The organism is Streptomyces zaehneri (assembly GCF_032248645.1).
GTDB lineage: Bacteria > Actinomycetota > Actinomycetes > Streptomycetales > Streptomycetaceae > Streptomyces > Streptomyces coriariae.
In genome coordinates, this window is record NZ_JASTTJ010000007.1 from 302,046 (window position 1) to 315,885 (window position 13,840).

10 protein-coding genes are annotated in these 13,840 nt (G+C 71.0%); 7 read left to right on the plus strand and 3 right to left on the minus strand.

Going from position 1 to position 13,840, the window contains the following annotated elements:
• Nucleotides 1-46 precede the first annotated feature (46 nt).
• The 5 genes from QQM72_RS14845 to QQM72_RS14865 all read left to right on the plus strand — a co-directional run bounded on the left by QQM72_RS14845 (nt 47) and on the right by QQM72_RS14865 (nt 6,318).
• The gene (locus QQM72_RS14845) at nt 47-1,081 is read left to right on the plus strand and encodes an ABC transporter permease (RefSeq protein WP_314221333.1); all 1,035 of its coding nucleotides are present in this window, start codon (nt 47-49) and stop codon (nt 1,079-1,081) included.
• Nucleotides 1,082-1,146: 65 nt separating this feature from the next.
• Complete coding sequence (locus tag QQM72_RS14850; RefSeq protein ID WP_314221334.1) at nt 1,147-2,952, plus strand: ABC transporter substrate-binding protein; 1,806 nt, start codon at nt 1,147-1,149, stop codon at nt 2,950-2,952.
• A 122-nt stretch (nt 2,953-3,074) separates the two neighbouring features.
• Nucleotides 3,075-4,055 carry an ABC transporter permease gene (locus tag QQM72_RS14855; protein ID WP_314221335.1) on the plus strand — a complete coding sequence of 327 codons (981 nt, stop codon included), beginning with the start codon at nt 3,075-3,077 and terminating at the stop codon, nt 4,053-4,055.
• 32 nt (nt 4,056-4,087) lie between these two features.
• Entirely contained in the window at nt 4,088-5,149 is a 1,062-nt protein-coding gene (locus QQM72_RS14860) for an ABC transporter ATP-binding protein (RefSeq protein ID WP_314221336.1), read from the plus strand.
• 47 nt (nt 5,150-5,196) lie between these two features.
• The gene (locus tag QQM72_RS14865; RefSeq protein ID WP_314221337.1) at nt 5,197-6,318 is read left to right on the plus strand and encodes an ABC transporter ATP-binding protein; all 1,122 of its coding nucleotides are present in this window, start codon (nt 5,197-5,199) and stop codon (nt 6,316-6,318) included.
• 174 nt (nt 6,319-6,492) lie between these two features.
• Here the strand turns inward: QQM72_RS14865 and QQM72_RS14870 are convergent, their stop codons facing one another.
• Nucleotides 6,493-7,242, minus strand: a complete 750-nt coding sequence (locus tag QQM72_RS14870) for a class I SAM-dependent methyltransferase (protein ID WP_314221338.1) — start codon at nt 7,240-7,242, stop codon at nt 6,493-6,495.
• A gap of 97 nt (nt 7,243-7,339) precedes the next feature.
• Between QQM72_RS14870 and QQM72_RS14875 the strand changes: the two genes are divergently transcribed.
• Nucleotides 7,340-7,846: a DinB family protein gene (locus tag QQM72_RS14875; RefSeq protein WP_314221339.1), complete on the plus strand. Its 507-nt coding sequence runs from the start codon at nt 7,340-7,342 to the stop codon at nt 7,844-7,846.
• 324 nt (nt 7,847-8,170) lie between these two features.
• A complete protein-coding gene (locus QQM72_RS14880) occupies nt 8,171-11,644 on the plus strand; it encodes an AfsR/SARP family transcriptional regulator (RefSeq protein ID WP_314221340.1) in 3,474 nt (1,157 codons plus the stop codon).
• 6 nt (nt 11,645-11,650) lie between these two features.
• Here the strand turns inward: QQM72_RS14880 and QQM72_RS14885 are convergent, their stop codons facing one another.
• Both QQM72_RS14885 and QQM72_RS14890 read right to left on the minus strand, forming a co-directional pair.
• Nucleotides 11,651-12,436, minus strand: a complete 786-nt coding sequence (locus QQM72_RS14885) for an AfsR/SARP family transcriptional regulator (protein WP_314221341.1) — start codon at nt 12,434-12,436, stop codon at nt 11,651-11,653.
• A 336-nt stretch (nt 12,437-12,772) separates the two neighbouring features.
• A complete protein-coding gene (locus QQM72_RS14890) occupies nt 12,773-13,834 on the minus strand; it encodes an ABC transporter ATP-binding protein (protein ID WP_314221342.1) in 1,062 nt (353 codons plus the stop codon).
• Nucleotides 13,835-13,840: the final 6 nt, after the last annotated feature.

Here is a 13,840-nt window from a genome sequence, read left to right on the forward strand (position 1 = left end):
TCGCCGGCTCGGCACACCCACACCCGTGAAGTGAAATGGGCGAACTGTGACAAGTCCTACCGACATCGAGGGCGGCGGTACGTCGGTCGTGGTCGACGGCGACCAGGAACCGGCGGCGGCGCCCGAGGCCAAGGTGCCCGTGGGCCGGTCTCCCGGTCAGCTCATGTGGCTCCGCTTCAAGCGGGACCGCACGGGCGTGATCTCCGCCTATGTCGTGCTGTTCTTCTTCCTGGTCGGCCTGCTCGCCCCGCTGATCGCGAAGCTCTACGGCAACAACCCGTACACCGTGTACGCGGACGAACGGCCGGAGTTGTTCGACAGCGCGGGTGTGCCGGTGCAGCCCAACGGAGGCATCAGCGGCGAGTTCTGGTTCGGCCTGGAACCGGGCAACGGCTACGACGTCTTCACCAAGCTGCTCTACGGCATCCGCAACTCCCTGGGCATCTCCCTCGCGGTCACCCTCGCCACCGTGCTGACCGGCATCGTCCTCGGGGTCGCGGCCGGCTATCTCGGCGGCAGGACGGACTTCCTGATCAGCCGGGTGATCGACTTCCTGCTGGCCATCCCGGCCCAGCTGTTCTTCATCGCGAGCATGCCGGTCGTGGTCTCCCTGTTCGTCAGCCCGCGCGACGAGACGCCCGTCTACGTCCGGGTCGTCGCCCTGATCTCGGTGCAGTGGTTCCTCGGCTGGATGAGCCTCGGCCGCATCCTGCGCGGCACCAGCCTCGCCCTGCGGGAACGGGAGTTCATCGAGGCCGCCAAGGTGAGCGGGGCGCCACCGGGGCGGATCATCCGCAAGGAGATCCTGCCCAACGTGGTCACGCCGATCCTGGTGCAGGCCACCTACATGCTGCCGAACTTCGTGACCGCCGAGGCCGGTCTGTCCTTCCTCGGCGTGGGACTGGTCGAACCGACGCCGGACTGGGGCCAGATGTTCTCCAAGGCGGCGACCGAACTCGTGATGCAGAACGACATCACCTACATGTTCTTCCCCGGCGTCTCGATGATCATCTTCATCGTGGCGTTCAACCTGCTCGGGGACTCGGTCAGGGACGCCTTCGACCCCAAGACGGCGCGCTGATCCGCACATCACGTCTTCTGGATTCACAGACTGCTGGACTCAAAGAGATGGGTGGGAAACGAGTGATGGGTAAGGGTGGACGCCGCGCGTACGCCGCGCTCTCGCTGGTCGCCGCCGGAGCGCTCGTGCTCTCCGGTTGCAGCGAGGGCGGCAGCAAGGAAGGCAGCAACAAGGACGACAAGGAGAACGCCCAACGGCAGCAGTCCTCCATCGACTTCGGCGACGCGAAGGCCTCGACCGGCCCGGCCGCCGAGGTCCCCGGCGCCAAACCCGGAGGCGCGGTCACCGTTCTCCAGAGAGACAGCTACGCGCACCTCGACCCCGGGCAGATCTACGTCTCCGACGAGATGGCGCTGTCGCAGCTCATCCACCGCGGTCTGACCGGCTACAAGGCGACCGGCGAGGACGGCAAGAAGCACGAGGTCGTCGGCGACCTGGCCACCGACAGCGGCACCACCACCGACGGCGGCAAGACCTGGAAGTACACGCTGAAGGACGGGGTCAAGTGGGCCGACGGCTCCGCGATCACCGCCACCGACGTACGGCACACCTTCGAGCGGCTGTTCGCGCCGTTCGTCGCCAACGGCCCCACCTTCATCCAGCAGTGGCTCGCCGACACGCCGGGCACCGGGTACCGCGACCTGCTGAAGGGCGGCCCGTACGGCGGCAAGCACCTGCCGGACACCGTCCTGGAGACGCCGGACGCGAAGACGGTCGTCTTCAAGTTCAAGAAGGCCAAGCCGGACCTGCCGTACGCGCTGGCCATGGCCGGCTACTCGCTCGTCTCGAAGGCGAAGGACACCAAGGAGAAGTACGACAAGGCCCCGATGACCTCGGGCCCGTACAAGATCCAGGACTTCAAGTCCGGCAAGTCGATGGTCCTGGTGAAGAACACCGAATGGGACCCGAAGACCGACCCGATCCGGCACCAGTACATCGACCGGTTCACCTTCGCGTTCAACAAGCAGTACGAGGACTCCACCAAGGCGATCCTCGACGACTCCGGGGCCAACGCCACCGCGGTCAGCTTCAACAACGAGGTCGACGCGGGCAACCTGTCCAAGGTCCTCGCCGACGCGACGCTGAAGTCCCGCACGGTCGCCGGCTACCAGCCGTACGTGGGTCAGATGGACATCAACCTGACCCAGAAGGAGATGCAGGACAAGACGGTCCGCGAGGCCATCGCCTACGCCCTGCCGATCACCCCGTTCGTGCGCGCCTACGGCGGCACCGCGGCCCGCGAGGTCGCCGGCGGTCTGATCAGCCCGACCGTCTCCGGCTACAACCCGAACTTCGACCCGTTCGGCAAGAAGAAGAAGCCGGCCGGTGACCCGGTCAAGGCCAAGGAACTCCTGGAGAAGGCCGGCAAGGTGGGCCTGAAGCTGACCTTCGGCTACATCAACACCCCCGAGGGCCAGCAGTACTCCACCGCCATGGCCGCGGGTCTGGAGAAGGCCGGCTTCGACGTCCAGCGCCAGGAGATCCCGGCCGAGACGTACTACGACCAGGTCGGCAAGGTCAAGAACAACTTCGACATCTACCACACCGCCTGGGGCGCCGACTGGCCGAGCTCCTCGACCGTCATCCCGCCGCTCTACGACGGACGCCAGATCCAGGACGGCGCCGCGAACTACTCGCACATCAACGACCCGAAGGTGAACGCCGACATCGACAAGGCGAGCACCATCACCGACCCGGTCAAGGCCGCGGAGGCCTGGAACAAGATCAACGAGTACATCGTGAAGGACGTCGTCTCCAACATCCCGACGGCGTACTACAAGCAGACCCAGATCGCCGGTTCGAAGATCGGCGGCCTCGTGTACGACGACGTCATCGGCGGCATCGACCCGCGCAGGCTGTTTGTGAAGTAACCCCTTCCCGAGCGCGGCGCCCGGTGCGCCCCGTCCCGCTTCCGGACGGGGCGCACCGGCCCGCACGGCCCTTTGAGCCGGCTCCACGAGCCGGCCTCACGAGCCCGAAAGCTGCCACTGAGATGCTGCGCTTCCTCCTTCGCCGGACCCTCGGCTCGCTGGTGATCCTGGTCCTGCTGACCGTCGTCGCCTTCCTGCTGTTCTTCGGCATGCCCCGTGACCCGGCGCTGCTGATGTGCGGCAAGACGTGCACGCCCGACGCGCTGGCGAACATCCATCGCACGCTCGGCATCGACAAGTCGATCCCCGAGCAGTTCTGGATCTTCCTGCAAGGGCTTCTCGCGGGCCGGGACGACTTCGCCCAGGGGCCCTGCCCCGCCCCCTGTTTCGGCTACTCGTACCACACCAACGAGCAGGTCTGGTCGACCCTGATGGACCGGCTGCCGCTCACCGTCTCGCTCGCGCTCGGCGCCACCGTCGTCTTCCTGTTCGTCGGACTCGGCACCGGAATGCTGGCCGCCTGGCGGCGCGGCACGCTCATCGACAAGTCGTTCACCGCGGGCTCCATGGTGCTCAGTTCGATGCAGATCTACTTCCTGGGCCCGCTCGCCCTCGCCGTGCTGGTGTACCAGACCCATATCTTCGACGAGCCCCGGTACACCGAGCTCACCAAGGATCCCGTCGCCTGGTTCACCGGGCTGATGATCCCCTGGGTCGTGCTGTCCACGATCTTCGCCGCGCAGTACACCCGTATGGCGCGCTCGTCGATGATCGAACAGCTCCAGGAGGAACACATCCGCACCGCCCGCGCCAAGGGGATGAGCCGGCGGTACGTCTTCTTCCGGTACGCCTGGCGCGGCTCCCTCATCCCGATCGTCACCATCCTCGGCATCGACCTCTCCTCGATGCTCGGCGGCGCGATCATCACCGAGTACACCTTCGGACTGCCCGGCCTCGGGCATCTCGCGGTCGAATCGGTGCAGTTCAGCGACCTTCCGCTGCTGTTGGGAGTGATGCTCTTCGCCGCCGCCGTGATCCTGCTCTGCAACATCGTCGTCGACGCCTGCTACGCCTTCATCGACCCGCGCGTACGGCTGTCCTAGCCGTTTCCCGTACCGTCGTCAGGAGCTTTTTCGTGACCACTGTGACCAAGGAGGCCGGGGCGCCCGTCCCGGCCGGCGCGGGCGCGTTCCTCTCGGTGCGGGACCTGCACGTCAGTTTCAGCACCGAGGACGGATCCGTCCGGGCCGTCGACGGGCTCTCCTTCGACCTCGAACGCGGCCGCACCCTCGGCATCGTCGGCGAGTCCGGATCCGGGAAGTCCGTCACCAACCTGACCATCCTCGGGCTGCACAACCCGATGTTCACCACCGTCGAGGGCGAGATCCTGCTGGAGGGCCGGGAGCTGACCACGGCCCGGGAGTCGGAACTGGAGAAACTGCGCGGCAACAAGGTCGCGATGATCTTCCAGGACCCGCTCACCGCGCTCTCCCCGTACTACACCGTCGGCCGGCAGATCGCCGAGCCGTACATGAAGCACCGGGGCGCCTCGAAGAAGGCCGCCTGGGAGCGCACGGTGGAGATGCTCGGCAAGGTCGGCATCCCCAACCCCCGGGAACGGGCGAAGGACTACCCCCATCAGTTCTCCGGCGGGATGCGGCAGCGCGCGATGATCGCGATGGCGCTGGTCTGCGACCCCGACCTGCTGATCGCCGACGAGCCGACCACGGCGCTCGACGTCACCGTCCAGGCACAGATCCTCGACCTGCTGAAGGACCTCCAGCGGGAGTTCGGCACCGCGATCATCTTCATCACGCACGACCTCGGTGTCATCGCCGACATGGCCGACGACATCATGGTGATGTACGCGGGCGGCGCGGTCGAGCGCGGGACGACCGAGCAGGTGCTGCGCGCACCGCAACACCCTTACACCTGGGGTCTGTTGAACTCCATGCCGCGGCTCGACTCGGACCTGGGCACTCCGCTCGCCCCCATTCCGGGCGCCCCGCCGTCGCTGCTGACCCCGCCCTCCGGCTGCCGCTTCCACCCCCGCTGCACCTTCCGGGACCGGGTGGGCGGCAACCGCTGTGTCACCGAACGTCCCCCGCTGGCCCCGGACCGCGCCTCCGCCTGTCACCTCACGGCGGAGCAGAAGCGGACCGTCTTCGAGGAAGAGATCAAGCCCCGACTGGGGTAGGGGCAGGACCTGAGGAGCAAGCACGTGAAGAAGGCCAGGAGGAGCACGTGAAGAAAGAGGAACTCGTTCTCCCCGCCCCGCGCGAGGCGGACGCCGGCGGCGACGGGGAGCAGCTGCTCGTCGTGGCGGGGCTCACCAAGCACTTCCCGGTCAAGGGCGGCTTCCCGATCCGGCGTACGGTCGGTCAGGTGCAGGCCGTGGACGGCATCGACCTGAGCGTGCGGGCCGGCGAGAGCTTCGGTCTGGTGGGGGAGTCGGGGTGCGGCAAGTCCACGACGGGACGGCTGATCACCCGGCTCCTGGAGCCCACGGCCGGGACGATCACGTACCGCGGGCAGGACATCTCGCACGCCTCGCGCCGGCAACTGGCGCCGATCCGGTCCGAGATCCAGATGATCTTCCAGGACCCCTACTCCTCCCTCAACCCCCGGCAGACCGTGGGCAAGATCATCTCCGGTCCGATGGAGGTCAACGGGATCGAGCCCGCGGGCGGCCGCGAGGCGCGCGTGCGCGAGCTGCTGGAGATCGTCGGTCTCAACCCCGAGCACTACAACCGCTTCCCGCACGAGTTCTCCGGCGGCCAGCGGCAACGGATCGGTGTCGCACGGGCGTTGGCGCTCGAGCCGAAGCTGATCGTGGCCGACGAGCCGGTCTCGGCCCTCGACGTGTCGATCCAGGCGCAGGTGGTGAACCTGCTCCAGCAGGTCCGCCAGGAGCTCGGCATCGCGTTCCTGTTCATCGCCCACGACCTGGCCGTCGTACGGCACTTCTCGCAGCGCGTGGCCGTCATGTACCTCGGGAAGATCATCGAGGTCGGCGACCGCGACTCCATCTACACGCGGCCCCGGCACCCGTACACCCACGCGCTGCTCTCCGCGGTCCCCGAGGTGAACGTCGCCGGCGGGGAGAGCGCCGCCCGGGAGCGGATCCGGCTGGCCGGGGACGTGCCGTCGCCCATCGCCCCGCCCTCGGGCTGCCGGTTCCGGACCCGGTGCTGGAAGGCGCAGGACAAGTGCGCGGCCGAGGAGCCGCCGCTGATCCGGATCTCCGGGAACCACGAAGGCCATCTGACGGCCTGCCACTTCCCGGAGGAGCCGACGATCGAGGCGCGCGAGGAGGACATCGTGCTGGACCCGGCGCTGGCGGCGCTGGAGGAGGGACGCGGCTGAGATGCCGTCCCGGCGGGTGCGGGTCCGGGTTCGTCTTGGCTGGTCCCGCAGTTCCCCCGCGCCCCTTGGGTGGGTGTTCCGGCGTCTGGTGGCGGGTGCGGGTTCGTGGTGGGCCGGTCGCGCGGTTCCCCGCGCCCCTGGTGGGCCCTGCGGGCCCCAGGCTCCCGCTCGGCGTCACCTCGCGGTGGCCGCCGGGGTCGCCACCGTGATGATCTCCGGGCTAGTCCGGGTCAGGGGTCCCCGGTCCCAGTCCCCGTACTGCTCCTCCACCCGCAGCCCCGCCTCCGCCAGGAAACCGGTCAGGTTCCCCGGGGTGAGGAAGCGGAGGGTGGCGCGGCCGGTGTGGCGCCGGGGCCAGCCGGGGGAGTCGAAGGTCTCCGTGAACGTGACCCGGTCACCGGACGGTTCGTCCGCCACCTCGTGCCAGACCCGTACGACCCGGCCTTCCGCGTCCGTGACCTCACGCACGCGGTCCGGGGTCCAGCTCTCCCAGGTCCGCACGGCCGGGTTGCGGGTCTCGAACACGAACCGCCCTCCGTCGCTCAGGGCCGACCGTACGGCCCGCAGCGCGCCGCGCAGTTCCTCGTCGCCGAGAAACACCTGGAAGGCATGGCCCGTCATGATCACGAGGTCGAAGTCGCCCTGCCACATACGGGTGCCGAGGTCACCCAGCAACCACTCCACGCCGGGCGCCCGGCGCCGGGCCTGTACGAGCATCGCGGCCGCCGGGTCGAGGCCCGTGAGCCGCCCCGGATGGCCGTCCGACGCGGCCCGCGCGAGGAGCCTGCCCGTGCCGCAGCCGACGTCGAGCACCGCGTCGGCGGATCTCACCAGGTTCAGATAGAAGTCGTCGTCCGGCCCCCACGGATTGATGCTGTCGTACAGCGCGGCGAGTGTCAGATCAGCGAACGAATGATCGACCACCGCGGCAGTGTGCCACACCCCGGCGCGGCACAGGACAAGATCCAGAACATCCGAATTCCCTCGACAGGCGGGCCGGGGGCCGGACATGCTCGGCGTGATGACGAGAACAGACGACATGCCTTCCGCGTGGGACGAACGCACCCAGCTCACCACCTTCCTCGACTACGCCCGCGACACCGCCCGCGCCAAGTGCGAGGACCTCTCCGCCGAGGACGCCCGCAGGGCGCCCCTGCCGGGTTCGCCGCTGATGACCCCGAGCGGCCTGGTCAACCATCTGCGCTGGGTCGAGTACTACTGGTTCCGGGTCGTGTTCCTCGGCGAGGAGGACGAGGGGCCGTGGACCGACGAGGACCCCGACCGCGAGATGCGCATCGCCGTCGACCTCCCGCTCGCGCAGGTGCTCGACGAGTACGCCGAACACGCCGAGCGGCACCGCGAGCTGGTCGCCGAGCACGACCTCGACAGCAAGGCGCGGCGGGCGGCGGGCGACGGCCGTCATGTGGACCTGCGCTGGATCCTGCTGCACCTGATCGAGGAGACGGCCCGGCACAACGGCCACCTCGACATCCTGCGCGAACTGATCGACGGCCGCACCGGCGTCTAGGGCCAAGCCGCGCGTCTCTCCCCCCGTGTCGAGGAGGTTTCCGCTGGTCGGGACGGGGTGAGTGACCGGCGAAAGACCTGTGAAAGATCACCGAAAGGGTCCGGAAAGACGGCTCGGCGAGACTCTTGTCCGGGGCGGGCGACCGACGGGGGACACGCGGCGCCCGCCCCGCCCGGGCCTCGCCGCCCCGCCTCGTACGGCACCCGGCCGCCGCCCCGGCCCCGGCCCCTGGGATTGGCCGGATCCCGACGTCCGGGAACCCGCCGGTTCCCGATCGTGAAGGTCGGCGTTGCCCGGCAGTCGCCCCTGGACTACGTTCTGTGAATGCTCACCCCACGGCCCCGGTTCCGCCTGCTCGGACCGCTGGACGTCGAGATCGACGGACGGGCCGTCGTACTCACCGGCCGGCAACGCGCGCTGTGCGCCGTGCTCCTGCTGCACGCCAACCATGTCGTCTCCGTCGACCGGCTGATTCAGTGCCTGTGGGACGACCGGCCGCCCGGCGCGGGCGCGGCCCGGGTGCGGGCCCTCGTCGCGGAGGTGCGGCGCGCTCTCGGCCCGGCGGGGACGGAGCTACTGACCACCCGTCGGCCCGGCTACGTCATCCACGCGGGCCCGGACGAACTCGACCTGCTTGCCTTCGAGAACCTCATCAGGGACGCCTCGCGGGCCGCGGCCGACGGCGACTGGCGAGCGGCCCGGCGCAGCGGTGAACAGGCCCTCGCGCTGTGGCGGGACGAGCCGCTGGCCGACCTGTCGGAGGTCGCGGTGCGCGAGGCCGAGCGCCAACGCCTCGCCGAACTGCACCTCGTGGCCCGCGAGGGCGTGGCCGAGGCGGGCATCGAGACCGGCCGGCACCGCGAGGCCATCGCCGAACTCCTCCGGCTGACCGCCGCCCACCCGCTGCGCGAACGCCCGCACGGCCTGCTGATGCGCGCCCTGCACCAGGACGGCCGCAGCGCCGAGGCCCTGGAGCTGTACACCGTGCTGCGCCGGCGCATGGTCGACGAACTCGGCATGGAGCCCTCGGCCGACCTCAGGGACCTGCACCAGCGGCTGCTGCGGGGCGGCGCTCTGTCCGCCGGCGCCCCGCCCGAGCGGTCCGCCCCGGTGTCCGAGCGCCCCGTGCCGCGCCAACTCCCGCCCACCCCACGCCGTTTCGTCGGCCGCGACGGTGAACTCGACCGCCTCGACTCCTGTCTGCGCACCTCGGAACCGCTCGCCCTGATCGTGGGACCGGCGGGCGTCGGCAAGAGCGCGCTGGCGCTGAACTGGGCCCACCGGGTCGCCGACCGCTTCCCCGACGGCCAGCTCTTCCTCGACATGCGGGGCTTCGACAACGCCGAGCCGATGACCCCCGGCGAGGCCCTGCCGCTGCTCCTCCAGGGCCTGGGCTGCGCCCCGCGCGACATCCCGCTGGGCGCCGAGGCGCAGACCGCGCTGTACCGGACGCTGCTCGCGGACCGCAGGGTGCTGGTCGTCCTCGACGACGTGGCGGACGCGTCGTACGTACGGCGGCTGCTGCCCGCCTCGACGGGCTCGCTGACGCTGGTGACGAGCCGCGACAAGCTCAGCGGCCTGGTCACCCTGGACGGCGCCTACCGGGTGTCCTGCGACGTCCTGGACAGCGCCGCCGCACTGGAGCTGATCAGCGGCGCGGTCGGCGCGGAGGCCGTCGCCGCCGATCCGGAGGCCGCGGCGCGGCTCGTCGAACTCTGCGACCACCTGCCGCTCGCCCTGTGCGTCGCGGGCTCCTGGATCGGCGACCGGCCAGGCAGTATCCGGGCCTACGTCCGCGACCTCGCGGACCGGGGGCGACTGGCCAGGCTGCACGTCGAGGGCGAGGAGTCCGTCGCCGTACGGGCCGCGCTCGACCTGTCGTACGGTGCGCTGCCGGACGAGGCCCGGCGGGCCTTCCGCGCGCTGGGCGCGCTGCCGGGCACCGGCCGGTCGGTCCCGGCGGCCGCCGCGGCCGCCGGGACCGACGAACATCGCCTGGCCGACCTGCTGCGGCTGGCCCAGCGGGTCCATCTGCTGCGCGACGTCGAGCACGGCCGTCCGGCCTGGCACGACCTCGTGCACGAGTACGCCCGTGACCGGACGGCCGCCGAGGACTCCCCCGAGGAGCGGGCCGCCGCCGTCACCCGCGTCCTCGACCACTACCTGCAGAGTGTGGTCAACGCGGCCGCCACGGCCGGCCTGTACGTCATGCGCACCCGTCCGCCCGCCGTCGAGGGCTCCCTGCCGCGGGAGTTCGACGGCGCCGAGGAGGCGTACGCCTGGTTCGACGGCGAGTGGGACGACATCGCGGCCGCGATCGGCCACGCCGCCGAGCACGGTCCCGCGCCGTACGTGTGGTGGCTGGTGGACGCGCTCCAGGACCTCTTCCACCACCGCAGGCCGCTCTCCGACTGGATGCGGCTGGCCACCCTCGCCCGGGAGGTGGCCGCGCGCGGCGGGGACGAGGTCGGCCAGGCCTCCATGAGCCTGTCCCTGGGCAGCGCCCGCTGGCGCGACGGGGACCTGCGGGGCGCCCTGACGGAGTACGAGGAGGCGGAGCGACTGGCCCGCCGGGCCGGCTGGACGTACGGCGAGGCCGGCAGCCTCCAGGGCAAGGGCGTCACCCTCAAGCTGCTGGGCGAACTGCGCCGCGCGCTGCCCTGCTACGACCGTGCCCTCGCCCTCTACCGCACCCTGGACAACGTCAAGAACGTGGAGATCATGCTGATCAACACGGCGTCCCTGAACCTCGCCCTGGGGCGTCTGGGCGCGGCCGAGGAGGCGGCGTGCGCCGCCCTCGACCTGATCGGCGACACGGTCCACCACAACCGTGCGATGGCCCTCGTCAACCTCGCCCTGGTGCTGCAGAAGCAGGCCCGGTTCGACGAGGCGACGGCGGCGCTGCGCTCCTGCTTCCTGGTCTCCCGCGACTCCGGGTCCACTTACACGGAGGCCGTGGCCCTGGAGGCGCTCGGCCGGGTCAGGGCCGACGCCGGCCGGGACGACCGGGCGCTGCTCGCCTACGAGGACGCCCTCGCCGTCTCCCGGCGGGTGGAGAACCGCAACTGCCAGGTCGACAGCCTGGTCGGGGTCGCCTCGGTGAAGCTGCGCGCGGGCCGCGCCGAGGAGACGGCCGAACACCTCGACGCCGCCTTCGAGATCGCCGAGCGCACCGGACACCGGGCGGGCCTCGTCGAGGTCCTGCTGGCCCGCGCCGACCTGGCCCGCACCCAGGGCCGCCCGGCCGACGCCCTGGACCATCTGGAGCGCGCCGAACGCCTCGCGTCCGACGGCAACCCCCTCACGCTCCCGCGCGTCCACCTCACCACCGCCCTGACGCTCCTCGACGCCGGCACCAGCACCCACGCCGACACCAGCACCCACGCCGATGCCGGCACCCACGCCGACACCAGCACCGGAACGGGCACCGATGCCGGCACCGACACCGGAACGGGCACCGATGCCGGCACCAGCACCGGCACCGACACCGACGCCGCTCCTACCCGGGCCCGTGACGCGGCGACCCTGGCCGCAGCCCTCGCCCGGGACTCCGGCCAGCGCCTCCTGCACGCCCGTGCCACGGAGGCCCTCGCCCGCGCCCACGAGGCGCACGGTGACACCGGCCGGGCGCACGAGGCCAGGACGGAGGCGACCGCCCTGTACGCGACGCTGGGCGTCCGGCATCCCCCCGGGGCGCCCGCCCCGTCCCGCCCGGCGCCCCACCACCGTCACCGTGAACTCCCTTCGGACGCCGAGTCCCGCCTCACCCTCTACCTGACCGAGCACTTCGACGGCTGAGCCGGTTCAGACGGACGTGGCGTACGCGCTGCCGAGCCGCAGCCGCGGGTCGCGGGCGAGGATCCGTTCGTGCAGGGACCGCAGCTCCTGGCCAGGTTCGCAGCCCAGCAGGTCGACCATCCGCAGGCGCAGCAGCTGGAAGCAGTCCAGCGCGTCCGCCTGGCGTCCCCCGCGGTGCAGGGCCAGCATCAGCAGGCCCGTGACCTTCTCGTCGAAGGGGTGCATCTCGGCCAGCCAGTGCAGCTGCGGCAGGCACTCCTCGTGCCGTCCCACGCGCAGGTACAGCTCGGTGCTGCCGACCAGCGCCTCCCGGTGCTCACGCCGCAACGTCACCCGCGTCGACTCCGCCCAGGCCGTGCGCACGTCGGACAGCGGCTCGCCCCGCCACAGCTCGAGGGCCCGCGCGTAGAGGCCGAGCGCCGTCTCGGTGCCGCCGGCGCGGGCCTCCTGCTGCGCCTGCCGGACCAGGGCGCGGAACCGCGCGGTGTCGACGCGGTGCTCGTCGATCGCGAGGACGTATCCGCCGCGCTTGCGGATCAGCTCGAAGCCCTCGGTCAGCCGGCCGTCGGCCCGCAGCGCCTTCCGCAGCCGGGTGGCCTGGATGTACAGGGCGTCGCGCGGGTGCTGGGGCCGGCGCTCCTGCCACACCCGCTCGATCAGCGTCTCGTCGGCGACGAACGCGCCGGGGGTCCAGGCCAGTGCCGCCAGCAGCAGTTTGGTGCCGTGCGGAAGCGGCAGCTTGTCGCCGGAGCGGGCCCGTGCCTCGACGCAGCCCAGCAGCTGAATTTCCATGTACCCCCCGTACCTCGAACCACTCGAGTCACCACTGTGCGCGCGAGGTGTTCGGCTGGCGCATGGATGCTGCACGGGATGGCTGCCGCCGGCTGGGCGGGGGCGCGGCGGGTGTGCGGGCGGGGTGCGGTGCGTCGGCGGGTGCCGGTTCGTCGTGGCTGGTCGCGCAGTTCCCCGCGCCCCTGGGCGGGCCCAGCCAGGCCAGGGCCAGGAAACGGTGAAGGCCCGCGCTGGGTGAGCGCGGGCCTTCGTCCCCTGGACCGGACGTTCATGGGCTCGGGTCAATGGGCCGAGAAAGTCCGCTCCGAAAGGGGGCGGCTGACGGAAAGGGGTGTGTCAGGCCGCCGCCTCGGGGTCCTTGGCGAGACGGGGAGCCGGCACGGTGGCCGGGACGTCCGTCGTCTCGGGATAGTGGCACGCCGTCAGGTGGCCGGGCTTGTTGCCCTCGACCTGCACCAGCGGCGGCGCCTCGCTCGCGCACTTCTCCGTCGCCTTCCAGCAGCGGGTGCGGAAGCGGCAGCCGGAGGGCGGGTTGATGGGCGAGGGCACGTCACCGACGAGGCGGATGCGCTCACGGCCCGCGACTCCCTCGTCCTGCACGGTGGCCTCGGGCACGGCGGACAGCAGCGCCCGGGTGTAGGGGTGGCGCGGGTTGCCGTACAGGTCGTCGCGGTCGGCGATCTCGACGATCCGGCCGAGGTACATGACGGCCACGCGCTGCGAGAAGTGCCGTACGACGGCCAGGTCGTGGGCGATGAAGACGAACGCGATGCCCAGGTCCCGCTGGACCTTCTGGAGCAGGTTGACGACCTGTGCCTGGATCGACACGTCGAGGGCCGAGACCGGCTCGTCGGCCACGATCAGCTTCGGCTCGAGCGCCAACGCCCGTGCGACACCGATGCGCTGGCGCTGGCCGCCGGAGAACTCGTGGGGGAAGCGGTTGTAGTGCTCGGGGTTGAGACCGACGATCTCCAGCAGCTCGCGCACGCGCGCCTCGCGCCCGCCGGCCGGGTGGATGTCGTTGATCTCCATCGGCCCGGAGATGATCTTTCCGACCGTCTGGCGCGGGTTCAGCGACGCGTACGGGTCCTGGAAGATCATCTGGATCTCGGAGCGGATCGGGGCCAGCTGCTTGCGGCCCGCGTGCGTGATGTCCTCGCCGCGGTAGGAGATCCGGCCGCCGGTCGGCTCCAGGAGCCGGGTGATCAGCCGGCCCGTCGTCGACTTGCCGCAGCCGGATTCGCCGACCAGGCCCAGGCTCTCGCCCTCGGCGACCTGGAAGTCCAGCCCGTCGACGGCCTGCACGGCACCGACCGTACGCCGGATCGGGAAGCCGCCCTTGATCGGGAAGTGCTTGGTGAGCCCGGAGACGTCCAGGAGGGGAGTGGTGCTGCTCATGGTGGT

Coding starts and splice junctions, on each gene's coding strand:
- QQM72_RS14850 (WP_314221334.1), top strand. CDS start 1,147: ATGGGTAAGGGTGGACGCCGCGCGTACGCCGCGCTCTCGCTGGTCGCC.
- QQM72_RS14855 (WP_314221335.1), top strand. CDS start 3,075: ATGCTGCGCTTCCTCCTTCGCCGGACCCTCGGCTCGCTGGTGATCCTG.
- QQM72_RS14875 (WP_314221339.1), top strand. CDS start 7,340: ATGACGAGAACAGACGACATGCCTTCCGCGTGGGACGAACGCACCCAG.
- QQM72_RS14880 (WP_314221340.1), top strand. CDS start 8,171: ATGCTCACCCCACGGCCCCGGTTCCGCCTGCTCGGACCGCTGGACGTC.
- QQM72_RS14885 (WP_314221341.1), bottom strand. CDS start 12,436: ATGGAAATTCAGCTGCTGGGCTGCGTCGAGGCACGGGCCCGCTCCGGC.
- QQM72_RS14890 (WP_314221342.1), bottom strand. CDS start 13,834: ATGAGCAGCACCACTCCCCTCCTGGACGTCTCCGGGCTCACCAAGCAC.